The following is a 13,751-nucleotide window of genomic DNA, read 5'->3' on the forward strand; positions in this document are numbered from 1 at the left end:
GTGATGCCGGATAAGCCTTTCCTCAAACGGTTTATGAAGGAAAGGAGTCGGACACTTTGGATAAAGTGATGTCTAACAAAAAAATAATCGCGTTATACGTATTTCCCGCCTTGCTTCTCATTCTGGCTATTGTATATATTCCGATTGTTCTAACGGGTTATTACGGACTGAATAAATGGAATGGCATAGGCGCTCTGACTTTTATCGGATTTGATAACTATAAAGCTTTGCTAACAGACCAAACCTTCTGGAATAGTGCTTGGCATTCTCTGCAGTTAGCGTTGTTTTCTACCCTAAGTCTCATTATTTATTTGGCAATTGCTATGGTATTAGCCGCCCGGATCAAGGGAGCTAACTTGTTTCGCAAAATATATCTGATTCCGATGCTGCTATCGTCCGTTGCGATTGCGCAGCTTTGGCTAAGAATTTATCATCCGACGAACGGAATTGTGAACAGCTTATTAGTATCCATTGGTTTTGCTAATCCTCCTGCATGGCTTGCAGAGCCTACATTAGTTTTGTTTGCTTTATTTATTCCCATTCTGTGGCAATATGCTGGTTTCTATATTCTGATCTATTACGCAGCACTCAAGAATATCCCGACCTCTCTGGAAGAGGCGGCAAAGATTGATGGAGCCTCTGCCCTACAAATCGCTTGGAAAATTAAGCTTCCACTCGCAATGGAAGTCATTAAAGTTACAATTGTTCTGGCCGTTGTAGGTTCTCTGAAGTATTTTGACTTAATCTTTGTTATGACGGATGGAGGTCCTAATGGCTCTAGTGAAGTGATGGCGTCTTATATGTATCATCAGGCTTTTCGGGCTTATGATTTTGGCTACGGGAGCGCAATTGGATTCTTCCTGCTCGTCATCTGTCTCGTCATTACTTGGGTCATTCGCAAATTAACTGCTACGAAAGATTCGATCCAATACTCATAAGGAGGGGCGCTTCATGATGTCTGGAACTGCAGGAAGGCTAGAAATCGGGCCAAAGCCAGGCGGCGCAGGTGCGGAGATCACACGTAAATTAGGATACTCATTGCTATATATCGTGTTGATTGCCGTTGCTGCTCTGCAATTGTTTCCGCTTGTATGGCTGCTGTTTTTCTCATTAAAAAATAATCAGGAAGTGTTCAACCTTCCTGCTCTATCGTTGCCGATGAATCCTCATTGGGAGAATTACGCGAAGGTCTGGAATGTAGGGAACATCAACGTGTATTTCTTCAACAGCGTATGGATTACCATCGCGGCTACGGTGTTAACGGTTATCTTCGGGAGCTTGGTTACGTATGCAGTTACCAGGATGAAATGGAAGGGAAGCTCGTTCGTACTGGGATTGTTTATGGTAGCGATGATGATTCCTGTTCACTCCACGCTTATTCCGTTATTTAGTATATTCAATAAGATTGGCTTAACGGATCACCCTTTGTCACTTATTTTGTCTTATGTCGCTTTTAACATGCCGATAACGATTATGATTTTGCTGGGTTTCTATTACGCACTGCCACGCGAAGTGGAAGAGGCTGCAGTAATTGATGGTTGTTCCGTGAACAGAATGTTTTTTAGAATTATACTTCCTATGACAAGCTCGGTGATCGCGACTACAGCCATTATTAATATGATCTATAACTGGAACGAATTTATTTTTGTAAACACATTTATTAGTTCTGATTCTTACAAGACGCTGACCGTGGGGGTGCAAAACTTCATTGGTCAATATACGACGGATTGGGGTGCGATCGGGGCAACGCTTATGATCAGTATTTTGCCTATCCTGATTACATTCCTGTTCCTCAGTAACCGTATCGTTGAGGGAATTGCCGCAGGTTCGGTTAAAGGGTAAGTAGAAAGAAGACCTGAATTTCTCAGCTCGAAAAGCTGAAGAGAATTCCGGTCTTTTTTTTGATCCAATCTAGAATTTTGATTCAATCCTGAAAGCCCCGGGTTAATGGAGGCTATCAAAGATGAACATTCGAAAGGAGAGATTGCTGATGGAACCGGGCTATAAGGATCGAAGTGTTGAAGTGGAGCATAGGGAGGTACAACGGAAATCGGATTCCAGCGTTGTCGCATCTACCTTTATTAAATATGCTGCTTACATTATTATATTTTTTGGTTTCCTGTTCTTTTTGGTTAAATATGTATTTCCTAAGTTTTAATAGGAATTGATTCTTAAGGCGGAGTTTTATTGTTTCTCTGCGATGATCTTTTTTATTACTGCTATAGTTTCTGGTGCAGCATTCTCCAGCATAAACTCAATTGCAGCGAACTGCCGCATAATGTACCTGTGCTCAAGCTTCTCTAAAGGGTTGAAGAAGTCTTCCGGATAATCGATAATCTCCAGATCCCGCTCCGTGACCTGTCCTATGTATTCAAAGGCGTATTCGAATGTACCTTCCGAAAGATATAAATCGACGACTTCTTCAATTCGCTTGCGATCAATATGATCCACAACAGTTAGATAATTAGGTGCACTCCAGTAGGCCCCATTTAGACAAGCACTATTTTGGATGTAGTCTTGTCGGATCGCTTCGATGTTCTTGAAGGTGTAGAAATCCGATGCCCAGCGGGAGCGGTCAGGGAATGTGACTATGACATAGAGATTATTATTGTCCTCTTCCTCAGTCTCACTTTCCGGAGAAAGCTGTATATGTCTTGTTCTACTTATCATGATTATAAGTCCCCCCTTTCTTAACAAAAACGGATACCGTCTTTTTAAAAGACGATATCCGTTGCTTTAAAGATGTCCTAGATCTTAATCATCCGAGGCTATAACTTCATCTCATTACTCGATTCCGCAGAATTACGATAAAAGAACCAGCACTCATTCAGCAGCTTGATCTGACGGCGGTCTTTTTTGTAATAGGCTTTCATTAGCTGATGGCAGAGCCACTGTGGCAAGCGAATCCCTCCTCTAACAACTTACGTAAGTTAGAATATGGAGAAATAAGCCTAAAGGTGCGGATTACAGTAGGCTTTCTGCTTCCTCTTCGTACCACTGCTCCAATTGAGCCTGTAGCGCTCTTATCTCAGTAAGCAGGGAGATCAGTGGGTAGTTCTTCTGCTCCTGAACAGAGGCGAAGGCTTGTTCCAATCTATTGATATAATCCAGACCGGACTCCAGGGAGTAATCCTCACGTAACAGATCCAGCGAGTCACACTCGGCGATGGCTAAGGGCAGATCCGGAACATTATCGGCTGTTAGCTTGTCGATTTCTTTGTTCAGGCGTAAATTGAGCGCACTTAGTTGATACGCATATTCCTCAGGCATTTCAACGAATTGTAATTCTTGATTTTGCTGCAAAATTACATACCGCATTTTCGGCATTGTTCATTCTCCCTCCGTACTTGTCTTCCTTCTTGACAGTTTAGCCTATGCACAAGTTACAATTCAAGTAGAGATCTTATTTCCCGTGGAAAGGACTTGTGATAGAACGCTATGGAAACTATGAGCAACGAAGAGCTGCAGCTGTGGATTGAGCAGGTATCACGGGACAGCTTTGGCGTGCCGTTTAGACACAAGGCGAGCTTTAACAGCCGGTTGTCCTCAACGGGCGGCCGATATTTTACCAAAAGCCATAATATAGAGATTAATCCCCATCAGCTTGCCATGTTTGGCAGAGAAGAGACGGAGCGGATTATAAAGCATGAGCTCTGCCATTATCATTTGCATTTGGCTAAGCGCGGGTATATGCATCGTGACGCTGATTTCAAAAGCCTGCTGGCGCAAGTCGGCGGAAGCCGCTACTGTCAGACACTGCCGGGTGCAAAAGCTCGGAAGTCGCTGCCCTATCGATATAAGCTTGTATGCAGTGCCTGTGCCATGGAGTATCCGCGTAAGCGAAAAGTAGACCCTAAGCGTTATCGCTGCGGTAAATGTTCGGGCAAGTTGAAGCTGTTTATTTTATAACCAAACCTAATAATCCGACAAAAGAAACAGCTTGCTGAGGCGAAATGATGCATCCTTCTAAATCTTTGATATCCACGATCAAGCCACTGAACTCGCAGTCACTAAGGTCAATCCCATTAAGCTTTGATCCTGACAATGTGGCTTGATCCATATTACACTCGCTGAAGCTGATTTTTTGGAAATTTGACTGATAATAGTCGGAACTCATTAATGAACTGCTCTCAAAAGCAACCTGCTTCAGATTAGCGAATCGAAACGTAGCAAAATCCCCGATACAATCTACTACCCGAACATTCTGGAATCTGCCTCTTGTAAAGTCTGTGCCAATGAGCTTGCAGTTTCTAAATTCAGTTCGATGAATAATGCCATTCGTAAAATCCACATTAGATAGATCACAGCGATCAAAAATCACGTCCATAAGCTCGATCCCAGTTAGGGAGCACTCCGTAATCGTTACATTTTTAAAAATCACACGATCAAAGCTGACCTTATTAGCCTCTTGATTATCAATAACCGTATCGCTGATGCTGCAACAGCTGAATTCGTCTTTGGTTTGCAGCGAATATATTTGCTCAGGAAGAAGAGAGTCTGGATCTGCTATTTTTGGCGAGTCAATTTTGAAATTCATATGTACCTCCGTTTGTTTACTCCTTGCGGGTAGCTAAAACTAACTATCATCGCGTTAAACCGATTTGTCAATCTTCATAAAGGTTGTAGGGATTGGATATCCGTACAAATACACCTTTTTCTGGATAAAATCGCACATCGTTTTGTAAGCGTTCCCAAACTAATATGAAAAGGAAGTCCATATTAATTAGAGGGGGCACATGTATGAAACGAATCAGGTCCGCAATGGCGGGTCTGCTCGCGCTGCTGCTGATTTTTTCAAGCTTGCCTGTAATGGGAACCGGTAGTGGTTCCGTGGGAGCAGAAGGGGTTGGAGGAACAGGCGCTGAGCAAATTCCATCAGGTACGGTACTCATCAAGAATAAGTGGAAAAACAACTTTTTATACGAGACATCCGCAGGAATCGTGCGTTATGGCATGACCAATCCAGCCGATGCTTCAGCGCATTGGACGGTTGAGACGGTGAACGGGCTGTCACGAATCAAGAATGTGAAGACAGGCCATTACATTACAATGGCTGGTAACAACGGCAAAGAGGATTCACTTAAGGCGGCAGAACACCAAGGTTCAGGAAGTGTTGCGGATCAGTGGCTGATCGATACTTCCAATCGCAATGGATACATGATCATCCGAAGTGCGACTGTGCCAGAGGGGAAGTTGGTTATCCACGAGGAGAATCAGCTTGGTTATGCGCAAGTAAGCTCGGATATTAATGTTACGTTTGAGAGTCCGCAGTGGGCTTTTATAGATCCAAATGCAGCACCTGTACGGCTAGAGAGTCGTCTCCGCCCCGGTCAGGTAATGTATGAAAGTGAAGGGAATGTTCTTTACGGTAAACAGCCTGTCAGCAATGAAGCGGCCCAGTGGTATCTTGAATCAGGGACGGATGACGGAACAGTAATGATTCGCAACCGTGCGACAGGTCATTATATTAAACAAAATGAAGTGACCTGGGCGGGGGTTTTTTCGCAGGAAGTCGATTTGGATCACGTGAAGCTAAGTGAATGGGTCCAAGAGCATGCACCAGGCCTTGATGGAACGAGCTTCATTACCCTTCGTAACAGTGGTTTAACTGAAGAGGGGAGTCCATTATGGCTAAATCCACAATTCAGCGATGACAATAATGTGCGATCTAACAGCTGGCCGGGTTCAGCCTCTAATCCAAGCGCGCAGTGGAGAATCGTGCCTATTTCCGAATTACAGCCTGTACGTCTGGCCACTTATACGGATGCACAAGTGGCTACAGATTTTTTATATGAATCCGCAAACGGCGAGCTTAAGCATGGAATTATTGCGCCAGATGCCGCTAACACCCCTGACTATCTATGGTATATAGAAGATTATGACGGCAATAAGCGTATCCGTAATGCGGCAACCGATCATTATGTTTCTTATAGTGAAGGTACTGCCAGGGCCTTGCAGATTAGCGGAAGTCAGCCGTCGGATCAATGGATTTTTAATGATTCCGATGATTATGATGATTACCAGACGCTTCAGAATCTCGAAAGCACAGGCATTTATTTGTCTACATTGGGTGGAGAACAGGCTGGTGCGATTGGGGATGCGACTTCTTTGAGCGCTCAGTGGCAGCTTTTAGATCCTAACACACCGACTGACGGCACAGTGCCATATTACCGGATTCAGAATGGCTGGAAGTCATTTTATTGGTATGAGAGTGTTGAGGGTCTTTTAAAATATGGAAATATGCAAAAGGACGGCTCCGATCAGTGGCTCGTGGAGAAATATAACGGCCGCAAGCTGTTCAAAAACAAGAAAACAGGCCATTACATGAACACGATGAATATGCCAAATGGCCACCTTCAAGTCACAGAGCTTCCAGACAGAAATCATGTGGAACGAGAATACATCTGGACAGGCAAAAATGTTGGGAACAACACCTACGTAATCAGTAGTGTTCTCGACAAGGAACCTAATAAGATCCCCGAGAAGTATATTTCACTTCAAAACCTCACTAAATATGCTGAGTACGGAGTGATCAATCCCGGTTGGGGCAGTCCGCAGTGGAGATTTGTTCCGGTCACCGAGAAAAAACAAGACTTGTTCCGTTTTCAGCTAGATGCTGTAAATGGAGAGGATCAATATCTTAAGGATGGTCCTTTGCTGACTTCTCCAGCCGCACTAGAGGAATTGCCAGAATCCAAGACGGTTACTGAAGCTGTCTATGCTGATCAGGACTCTGCACACTCTAACGAAAGTCTTGCACCTCTAGCAGTTGCCAACGAGGATGTAACAGTAGGCCAGGCTACTTATGGTCCACTTGATTTGAATGACGATTCCTTTGTCTGGCAGTTGCAAGAAATAGCCGGCAGCAATGGATCGGTGAAGATAAAAAATAAAGGCACTGGACGTTATCTCTCCCTTGAGCATATAGGTGGGGCTGTAGATGAGATTGATCCTAAAGTTAGCGTTCAGACTTTGCAAACAGTGTACGATGTATGGGCCAGCATTAAGTGGAAGGTTGATATGAAGGCGTCCGGTGTGACTACCATTATGAGCTCATGGGCTGGTCACTATATCTATGGTGCGCCTGATGATAACGGCAACCCGATTCTCCGAATCAGTAAAGCTGCAGATACAGCGGAAAAAAGCAGTGCACATTTTACTGCTGAAGCGGTTGAAGCGATTGCTCCGCCACTGCCTGATTACTCTGTAAGATTCAAGAATGCAAGCAGCGGAGAGTATTTATACGAAAATGAGCATGGGGTTGTTCTGTACGGGCAACCGTCAGCAGACAATGGATTTTCGCACTGGAATGTAACTGTGCAGGAGGGTAAACAGACGATTACCAACCGGGCAACAGGTCATTTTTTAACGCTGAATGGTGATTATTCATATTTGGAGAGCAGTAGTACAGAACCTGCTGTAGACGGAGCCTCTGCCTGGGAAGTAAGCTTGGCTTCCGATTATACACATTACACCATTCGTAGTCTCTTTGGAGAATACGATGATGAATTAATAAACATTGCCAATAAGACAGGATATGCTGAACGTGCGCTATTGCTAGAAAGTGAGGGTACGGCACTATGGACACTTGAGGCGGCTCCACAGGAGTTTACTACTCCATCTGGAGAACTGCGCAATAACAATACAACAACTCCAGTTCAAAATGATACCAACATCATAACCATTGTACCGAAAGGCATGGCTGGTAAAGTATTGGCCGAAAAAGAGGGGGCTGTCCTATATGCAGATGCTTCCGATATGGCGGCTCAATCCCAGTGGCTGGTTCAGGAGATAAACGGACGCAAACGGATTATGAATGTTCAGACACAACATTATCTTTCGCTCAATGAATCGGGCCAAGTGGTCTTGTTAGCTGCTGGAGATACAGAAAGATCCCAATGGAAGCTGGAAGAGAAGTTAGGTTATACTCTTCTGCTAAATGCGAATGGAACAGGTCTTCTTACTCACAGCACATCGGCTGTTCAGCTTGGTTCTGCTACAAATGGAACGGATAGTGAGCTCTGGAGTTTCTTACCTATCCCTAGTGATGCAATTTATGCAGGAGGAGAAGCATTCAAAGGGGAGCGTATTATACGGTTTGCAGTCAACGCCCAGCAGACCGGAGAATACGATGCTGTTATTCGATACAAAAATACCACTGCTGCCGCAACGGATCTGGCACTAGAGGTGAATGGATTAATCGAAGGGGGCAAGGTTAGTCTTGGCAAGTCTGCCTCTTGGAAGACTGTACAGGTAAAATTGCAGCTTCGTGCAGGCATCAACACGGTTTCTCTAAGTAGTGACAACGTGGATTGGAGTAAAGTAACCCTTGATAGCCTGACCGTAAAAAACAGCGTAAACAAAACATACCGTGGAGCAACGGTTCCATATATCAGCTATGAAGCTGAGGATGCGGCAACAAACGGAACGCTGATTGGCTCGTCGCGAAAATATCTCAGCATGGCTTCCGAGGCTTCTGGAAGACAAGCGGTGGCCTTGAAGAATACGGGAGATTATCTAGAGTTCAAGCTTGCAGAATCAGCTAACTCCATCGTTCTTCGATATTCTATTCCTGATAGTCCAGATGGGGCTGGTGCGGAAGAAACCTTGACTCTATATGTAGATGGAGTTAAGAAGCAGCTTAAGCTGACATCCAAATATGCTTGGGAATATGGCAGCTACCCATGGTCAAATGACCCTCGCCAAGGCAGTGGACACCGCTTCTTTGACGAAATCCATGCTCTGATCGGCGATGCTCCTGCCGGAGCAACTATTCGCTTAGAGAAGGGAACAGGAGACAACGCCGCTTCTTACGTCATTGACCTGGTAGATATGGAGCAGGTTGCCCCTGAGTTGGCTCGCCCGGACGGATTTATTTCCGTAACGGATTTTGGAGCGGCAGCGAATGATGAGGGAGATGATACCGCAGCCTTCAAGGCAGCCCTTGCCGAAGCGAATGCGACAGGTAAAGGTGTGTGGTTCCCGGCGGGTACCTTTAATGTCGGTGAGGGTCTGCTGGATCTGGATACCGCTGAAATACGTGGTGCCGGCATGTGGTATACGGTTCTGAATGGAGCTAAGTTTTATGGTCACGGCGGTAAGGTTGGTGTTTACGATCTGATGATTGAAGGCGGCATTAACGAACGGGATGATGAAGCGATCACCAACGCTTTCCATGGTGCTTTTGGCCAAGGTTCGATTATTCAGAACGTTTGGATAGAACATACCAAAGCAGGCTTGTGGTTAACTCAGCCGATGGGTGAAAAGGCGCGTACGAATGGTCTGTACATGGCAGGTCTGCGGATCCGCAATCTTATGGCAGACGGGATTAACTTTGCCGTAGGGACTGGCAACAGCATGATGGAACAAAGTGACATCCGCTATCCAGGGGATGATGGAATCGCAATGTGGTCGTTTACAGACGGCAAGTTGACGGATGTGAATGGTACGGAACGTACACCGAGCTATAACAACACGGCACGTTTTAATACGGTATCCTTGCCTTGGTTAGCGGATAACATTGTAATCTTTGGGGGGAAAGATAACAAAGTCCAGGACAACGTGGTAAAAGACACTGTGACTAATGGAGCCGGGATTGCAGTCTCTACCCGTTTCACCGCCGAGCCATTCCAAGGAACAACGGTTGTGGAGCGAAATACCTTGCTTAGAACTGGCAGTTACGATTCCGGTTACGGCGTGAATCTGGGTGCGTTATGGCTTTATGCTGGTGAGAGTGATCTGAAAGGAAAAGTACTCATTCGCAACAATACGGCACTGGACAGCACTTATTCGGGGTTGATTGCTCAAGGTGATCTAGAGGGAGATACTCTCACTTCCATTGATGGAGTTGTGCTGACGAATAATGTATTAGATGGCGCAGGTACAAGCGGTATAGAAGTTACGAAAAATCTGAAAGGAAGTCTGCTGGTCGACAACATGATTATTCGTGGCGAACGGATGAATCTTCTGACCAATGCCTCTCCTGACCTAAGCATTAAAGAACAAAATCAAGGGATAGCCACAGCCATTAAACCGTTCTCTATCAAACTAGCAGATGGACAGAGCGGTCCTGTGATATTAGAGCAGGGTAAGTCAGCTACGCTTAAGGTACTAGATAAAGTAGGCAGAGATATTACCGCACAAGCTACTCTGAATCTTATGAGCAGTGAGATTGCTACATTTACCAACGACAGTCTTAATGGAATTAAAGCGGGTATCACAGACTTCACGGTAACTGTGGGCAACGAGAAGAGGGTATATACAATTGAGGTGCTATCACCTGGCGGGATAGATCCTGTAGACCCGATCGATCCTGTGGATCCAACAAGTACTCCTAGCCCGACGAGTACTCCTAGTCCAACGAATACTCCAGAACCAACAAGTACTCCTGGTCCAACAGACCCTACTGGGTCAGTGAACCCTGTTCAAACCGGCACACCGACCGTTACACCAGCACCTACGCCAGCAGGTAATCATGATGCGCAGCTAAAAGCTAAGGCGACTGCTGGGCAGGCAGTTATCGAGATATCAGCTAATGGTGACGGCACAGCCCGGTTTAGTGCAGATGCTTTACGTAAGGCGGCGGCACTTAGCCCCAAAGCTGTGCTTGTTATTGAAAGCGGAGGTATGAGCTACCGCTTCCCGTTAGAGCTTGTGGAGAGTGTGCTCAAAGCCGCACAAATGCCCGCAGGCACACTGGAGTTCAATGTAAATTCGCTAAGCGGAAAAGGATTGGAGCAACTGCTTGCCAAGGCTAAGCAGCAAGGATTTACTGTGCAAGGAACACCGGCTAATATCACTCTAAAGGTAACGGATGGAAAAACCTCTGTAGCAGCAAGCGGGTTCGGCACCACTTATGTAGATCGTACATTTATGCTTAAGGAGGCGCTGGATGCGAAGACAGGTGTAGTCCTTATTTACGATGAACAGACGGGTTCCTTCCGTTATGTACCTGCATTGTTTGAGCCAGTTAATGGGATGACCAAGGTTACGGTTAAGAGCAGTATTGCGAGCGGTGTATTTGTCGCTGCGCTGCACCCTGTGACTTTTGGGGATATTGCTACACATTGGGCGAGAAATGAGATTGAGGGACTTGCCAGCCGACTGATCTTGACCGGACAATCCACAGATACCTTTGCACCTCAGAAATCTGTCAGTCGTGCCGAGTTCGCAGCTATGCTGATTCGATCGTTGGGTCTCGTAGCTGCGAACACGACGAAGACCTTCAGTGATGTGTCCGATTTGTCGTGGTATGCAGCCGATGCCAGAGCTGCTGCAGCCTTAGGACTGATTCAAGGCTATGAGGATGGAACCTTCCGTCCGAACGCCCCTATTACACGGGAGCAAATGGCTGTTATGGCAGCCAGAGCAATGAAGCTGCTGAACCTAGAAGCTGAAGGATATGGAGCAAACGTTGCTACAGATGTTTTCACAGACGCTTCAACTATTTCCTCATGGGCTAAAGAAGCAGTGTCTGACCTGGTTGCAAAAGGTATTATGAAAGGTCAACCATCAGGCAGCTTTGCACCTAGCAGTGATACTAGCCGTGCAGAGGCCGCCGTAATTCTTGTCCGGTTGCTTAAAGCAGCTGAATTATTGAATTAGCTACCGCGGTAGAAGCTACAATATAGCATAAGTAAAAAGACAGCAGAGCAGCGATCTCCTCCGGTTATTGGAGAATCGCTGCTCTGCGTTTTTGACGATGGCTGGCCTGCTATAAAAGCTTATGGGCAAGCGAAAGCTCATTGACTTTGCGTAACCCATTCACTTGCATCAACACCAACACCGACATCAACATCAACACCGACATCAACACCAACACCGCCGAGCTATCATCGGCTGAGGCTTACGGACCCCAATGACGCTATTGGCAAGTTATTAGCCTTTTGGGCAGGGTTTCGGACTCAAGTGACGCTATTCGTTCGAAAGAGGCTCATATTTGGTGTTTTTCGTGCCAATAGAGGCAATGGGGTCCGATAGTATGCCAAATATCCGATTATGCTGAGTATAAGGTCAACTGGGTCCGATAGTAGCTTCATATCCGATTCCGATGCAGCCTTACTTCAGTTTTCCCATCGATAGATTGACTCTGTAATTTCCGAACTTCAGCAGTTCGTCGAGAAAGCTATTCAACTCCTCTTGGCTTCCGGTACGAACACGTATCCAGTAGCAGCCTTCTCCGCTGACCCTATGTATTTCTTTTACACTATCATGCTGCTTTGCGAATGTCTGAAAGGCTGGGTGGACGGTATTCGAACCCAAAAAAACAGTAATAAAGGCATGAATAGTCTCCCCAACCTTATCCGGATTCCAGCGGACCGTGTAGCCTTCAATCACTCCGGTGTCCATCATTTTGCGAATACGTGCGCCCACAGCCTGACCGGTCATATGCACTTGCTGCCCAATATCTTTGTGACTGATCGTGGAATCTTCAATTAGAAGCTGCAGGATGCGAAAATCTACATCATCTATAAAATAAGAACTCATTATTATCTAAAATCCTTTCTGCGTGAAAGTAGAACGGGCCAATCTTTTACCAATCACAATGTATTCTGTTTCAAGGTCCAACTATAATTAATTGTAGCAGAAGATATCTGAAAGAAAGAAGGGCTTCCGATGAAAATACAGCATATCCGCAACGCGACCCTATGGCTAGAGTATGGTGGCAGTACATTTTTAATTGATCCTATGTTGAGTGAACAGGGGGCTAATCCGCCTATTTTTAATACTGAAAATGACCGCCGCAATCCGCTCGTTCCTTTGCCGGGAGCCGTAGAACAATGGCTGAGTCCTAATGCAATTCTTGTCACACATCTTCATCAGGACCATTGGGATGCCGCTGCCATTTCTTTGTTGCCGCATGATCTACCACTATTATGTCAGGAAGGAGATGGAGATAAATTAGCGAAGCAGGGGTTTGAGCATACCACGGAAATTAGCGATTCTCTGACGTTTAAAGGAATAACTATAACACGTACGGATGGACGGCATGGCACTGGAGTGACTGGTAAACTTATGGGGAAGGTATCCGGGTTTATGTTTCAGGCGGAAGGCGAGCCTGTTCTATATGTGGCTGGAGATACGATTTGGTGCGATAAGGTGAAAATGGCATTGGACGTTTTTAAACCTGAGGTGACCGTTGTGAATGCTGGTGGTGCGCAGTTTTTAAGCGGATGTCATATTACAATGAATGAACAGGATGTCGTAGACTTATGTGAATATGCACCTTCTACTAAAGTGATTGCTGTGCACATGGACGCCATTAACCATTGTTTGGTTACCCGAGATAAGCTAAAAGCTTATTTGGAGAAGGAATCGTTGGGGGATCGGGTACAGCTTCCGCAGGATGGAGAATGGTGTAATCTATAGACGGAGAGGGATGGAAATCTCTTTAAAAAATCTAGCAAGCGGCCGAATCATAGCATAAATTTGAAAACGATCACAAAAATTATTTTGCCCGCTTGACTAGACCTTGAAATCATGATAAATTAATTCATGTTCACTTGTAATGTTCCCTGATAGCTCAGTTGGTAGAGCACTCGACTGTTAATCGAGTTGTCACAGGTTCGAGTCCTGTTCGGGGAGCCATTTTCATGGAGAGATACCCAAGTGGCTATAAGGGGACCCTCTGCTAAGGGGTTAGACTGCGTAAGCGGTGCGTGGGTTCGAATCCCACTCTCTCCGTTCTGAATTACATAAGAAGAGCTTCCATTCTGGGAGCTCTTTTTTGTTGTGTGAATTTATTTTTCGGT

The 13,751-nt window shown here is 45.5% G+C and carries 11 protein-coding genes and 2 tRNA genes; 8 read left to right on the forward strand and 5 right to left on the reverse strand.

The genetic code is table 11. The annotated features are described in order from the left end of the window. Positions 1–56: 56 nt before the first annotated feature. The 3 genes from MKZ09_RS06190 to MKZ09_RS06200 all read left to right on the forward strand — a co-directional run bounded on the left by MKZ09_RS06190 (position 57) and on the right by MKZ09_RS06200 (position 2,158). Positions 57–938: a carbohydrate ABC transporter permease gene (locus tag MKZ09_RS06190; RefSeq protein ID WP_036686803.1), complete on the forward strand. Its 882-nt coding sequence runs from the start codon at positions 57–59 to the stop codon at positions 936–938. A gap of 13 nt (positions 939–951) precedes the next feature. Beyond that, positions 952–1,842, forward strand: coding sequence for a carbohydrate ABC transporter permease (locus tag MKZ09_RS06195; protein ID WP_076137638.1), 891 nt, complete (start codon positions 952–954; stop codon positions 1,840–1,842). A gap of 121 nt (positions 1,843–1,963) precedes the next feature. Then, positions 1,964–2,158 (forward strand): hypothetical protein, encoded by a 195-nt coding sequence (locus MKZ09_RS06200; RefSeq protein ID WP_036686806.1) that lies wholly within the window; start codon positions 1,964–1,966, stop codon positions 2,156–2,158. Positions 2,159–2,184: 26 nt separating this feature from the next. Here the strand turns inward: MKZ09_RS06200 and MKZ09_RS06205 are convergent, their stop codons facing one another. The 3 genes from MKZ09_RS06205 to MKZ09_RS06215 form a co-directional block, all read right to left on the reverse strand. Further along, on the reverse strand, positions 2,185–2,670 hold the full coding sequence (locus tag MKZ09_RS06205) for a hypothetical protein (protein ID WP_076207765.1): 486 nt from the start codon (positions 2,668–2,670) through the stop codon (positions 2,185–2,187). Between the two features lie 98 nt (positions 2,671–2,768). Then, positions 2,769–2,900: a cortex morphogenetic protein CmpA gene (gene cmpA / locus MKZ09_RS06210; protein ID WP_094903512.1), complete on the reverse strand. Its 132-nt coding sequence runs from the start codon at positions 2,898–2,900 to the stop codon at positions 2,769–2,771. Positions 2,901–2,964: 64 nt separating this feature from the next. After that, entirely contained in the window at positions 2,965–3,327 is a 363-nt protein-coding gene (locus MKZ09_RS06215) for a hypothetical protein (RefSeq protein ID WP_036686808.1), read from the reverse strand. A gap of 120 nt (positions 3,328–3,447) precedes the next feature. Here MKZ09_RS06215 and MKZ09_RS06220 point away from each other — a divergent pair, with 120 nt between their 5' ends. Further along, positions 3,448–3,909, forward strand: a complete 462-nt coding sequence (locus tag MKZ09_RS06220; protein WP_080742673.1) for a SprT family protein — start codon at positions 3,448–3,450, stop codon at positions 3,907–3,909. Here MKZ09_RS06220 and MKZ09_RS06225 read toward each other — a convergent pair. Further along, the gene (locus MKZ09_RS06225; protein ID WP_036686811.1) at positions 3,899–4,537 is read right to left on the reverse strand and encodes a pentapeptide repeat-containing protein; all 639 of its coding nucleotides are present in this window, start codon (positions 4,535–4,537) and stop codon (positions 3,899–3,901) included. The two genes, MKZ09_RS06220 and MKZ09_RS06225, sit on opposite strands and share 11 nt — an antisense overlap. A gap of 203 nt (positions 4,538–4,740) precedes the next feature. Here MKZ09_RS06225 and MKZ09_RS06230 point away from each other — a divergent pair, with 203 nt between their 5' ends. After that, positions 4,741–11,604: an S-layer homology domain-containing protein gene (locus MKZ09_RS06230; protein WP_076207767.1), complete on the forward strand. Its 6,864-nt coding sequence runs from the start codon at positions 4,741–4,743 to the stop codon at positions 11,602–11,604. Positions 11,605–12,057: 453 nt separating this feature from the next. On the opposite strand, the gene MKZ09_RS06235 is transcribed toward MKZ09_RS06230, so the two are convergent. Further along, positions 12,058–12,486 (reverse strand): Lrp/AsnC family transcriptional regulator, encoded by a 429-nt coding sequence (locus tag MKZ09_RS06235; protein WP_076207769.1) that lies wholly within the window; start codon positions 12,484–12,486, stop codon positions 12,058–12,060. A 129-nt stretch (positions 12,487–12,615) separates the two neighbouring features. Between MKZ09_RS06235 and MKZ09_RS06240 the strand changes: the two genes are divergently transcribed. The 3 genes from MKZ09_RS06240 to MKZ09_RS06250 all read left to right on the forward strand — a co-directional run bounded on the left by MKZ09_RS06240 (position 12,616) and on the right by MKZ09_RS06250 (position 13,683). Then, on the forward strand, positions 12,616–13,368 hold the full coding sequence (locus MKZ09_RS06240; RefSeq protein WP_076207771.1) for an MBL fold metallo-hydrolase: 753 nt from the start codon (positions 12,616–12,618) through the stop codon (positions 13,366–13,368). 143 nt (positions 13,369–13,511) lie between these two features. Continuing rightward, positions 13,512–13,587, forward strand: a tRNA-Asn gene (locus MKZ09_RS06245). 7 nt (positions 13,588–13,594) lie between these two features. Continuing rightward, positions 13,595–13,683: transfer RNA gene (locus MKZ09_RS06250), tRNA-Ser, on the forward strand. Positions 13,684–13,751 lie beyond the last annotated feature (68 nt).

The sequence above is a fragment of the Paenibacillus sp. FSL R5-0908 genome (assembly GCF_038006245.1).
In the GTDB taxonomy this organism is placed as follows: domain Bacteria; phylum Bacillota; class Bacilli; order Paenibacillales; family Paenibacillaceae; genus Paenibacillus_AQ; species Paenibacillus_AQ odorifer.